General features: G+C 64.6%; 2 protein-coding genes. One reads left to right on the top strand and one right to left on the bottom strand.

The genetic code is table 11. The annotated features are described in order from the left end of the window. Nucleotides 1–1,013 (top strand): quinone oxidoreductase family protein (locus ABD301_RS05615; protein ID WP_344307784.1); only part of this gene is annotated, 1,013 nt, incomplete at its 5' end. A 2-nt stretch (nucleotides 1,014–1,015) separates the two neighbouring features. Here ABD301_RS05615 and ABD301_RS05610 read toward each other — a convergent pair. Then, nucleotides 1,016–1,915, bottom strand: coding sequence for an AMP-binding protein (locus ABD301_RS05610; RefSeq protein WP_344307970.1), 900 nt, complete (start codon nucleotides 1,913–1,915; stop codon nucleotides 1,016–1,018). Nucleotides 1,916–2,025: the final 110 nt, after the last annotated feature.

The following is a 2,025-nucleotide window of genomic DNA, read 5'->3' as shown; positions in this document are numbered from 1 at the left end:
CGGCTACAGAGTTGGGCTACATGAGCGACACCATGAACGCGTTTCAGGTCCACGCGTGGGGCCAGCCGCCCCGTCTTCAGCAGATCCCAGTCCCCACGCCGAAACCCGGCGAGGCGTTGGTCAGGATCGAAGCCGCCGCGGTCGGTCATCTCGACTTCACGGTGGCCAGCGGCGAATTCGTGGTGAAGCCGGAGCTGCCGTACGTGGGCGGGGTGGAAGGCGCCGGCGTCATCGTCAGCTCCGACCAGTGGGCCTCCGGCACGAAGGTGACTGTACGCGGCGAAGGGCTGGGCACCGTACGGGACGGCACCTGGTCGGAATACGTTGCGGTTTCCCATGAGGCACTGACAAAAACGGCTGTCGGGCTTTCCCCTGAATGGGCGGCCACCGCGTTTAATCCACTGACCACCGCGCACATCGCCCTGCACGAGGTGGGGCGACTGGGTGCCTGGCCGGTTCAGGGTGTTGGCACCGCGAGCGACGAGGTCGTCGTCGTGGCCGGCGCGGCTGGTGCGGTCGGGTCGATCGCCGTCCAGCTCGCGCTGCGGGCCGGCGCCCGGGTGATCGGGCTGGTGTCCCGGCCCGAACGGGCCAAAGATGTCCCCGCTGGCGCGGAAGTTGTCACCTTGGCCGAGCACGAGCGGCTCGCCGAGCTGGCGGCGGGCCGGACAGCCACTCTCCTGGTCGACACCTGGGGCGGCCCCGAGATGACTGTCCGCGGTGGATGGCTGCGGCCCGGCGGGCGTACGGCGGTCATCGGTTATGTCCATGGGTCCACGGTGCCGCTGGACATCGCCAACTGGATGTTCGACGACATCGCCCTGCTGCCGGTGAACATGCTCCAGCGCCACGATTCAGCCCTTCGCGTTGTTGACGAGTTGACCCAGCTGGTCGCTCGCGGCGAGCTGACTTTGCATGTGACGGCCTTCCCAATGGTCGCCGACAGCCCCGTTTTCGACCTGCTTTCCGGCGGCCTGATCGACGGTCGGGCGTGTTTCACGCCGATGTCCTGAGGTCAGGGGTTGGCCTGCCGATCCCAGTCGGCGGCCTCCCTGCCCTGCTCTCGCAACACCGCCTTGCGGACTTTGCCGTTTTCGGTCCGAGGAAGATCACTACACAGCTTGACAAACCGAGGTATGGCAAAGGCCGCGAGGCGTGGCGTCAGGAATTCGACGAGACTGTCGAACCTGAGGTGAGCATCGGGCCGTACGACAATGGCGGCCATCACCTCGTCCTCCCCCAGTTCCGAGTCGACCGCGTAAACGGCGACTTCGGCTATTTCCGGATGTTCGGCGAGAACCTGCTCGACCTCCAGAGACGAGATGTTCTCGCCGCGGCGGCGAATCACGTCCTTTATCCGGTCCACGAAACGGATCCACCCGTCGCTTTCCTGGCAGACCCGGTCCCCGGTGTGGAACCACAGATCGCGCCACGATTCGACGGTGGCCTCGGGCATCCGGAAATAGCCGGAGCCGAAGGCGAATGGCTGGTCGCTGCGAAGCAGCAGCTCACCGCTCGTACCAGCTGGCACGGCACGGCCATCCTCGTCCACGATTCGTACGCTGAATCCGGGTTGTACGCGGCCGATATAACCGGGTCGTCGCTCCCGACGACTGGCGGCGATCACCGAATTCGTCTCGGTCGAACCGTAACCGTCGATCAACACGACCCCGAAACGCTCGAAGAACGGTTCGAGCAGGGCCGGCGGCGTGGCCGGAGAAAGAGCGGCCCTGATCTGGTGGGACCGATCGTGGTCGGCCGGCTCCTTGCTCGCGAGAATGCTCACCATGGCACCCAGAAGGTACGTGAACGTGGCGCCATGTCTGGCCGCGTCCGACCAGAACCGGGATGCCGAGAACCGCGGCCCGAGAGCGTATTCGGCGCCACTGACCAATGCCTGACTGAAGGCATTTATCGCGTTGGTATGAAACAGCGGGAGGCACGTGTAGAGAACGTCATTCGCGGTAAGGGGCTGGAATCATATAAGATTTCAAACAGTTGATTTGATTGTGTAGTTCCACTCGC

Origin of the sequence: Fodinicola feengrottensis, assembly GCF_039530045.1 — a bacterium.
Classification (GTDB): Bacteria; Actinomycetota; Actinomycetes; order Mycobacteriales; family HKI-0501; genus Fodinicola; species Fodinicola feengrottensis.
This window is presented reverse-complemented; position numbering and strand designations above follow the sequence as displayed.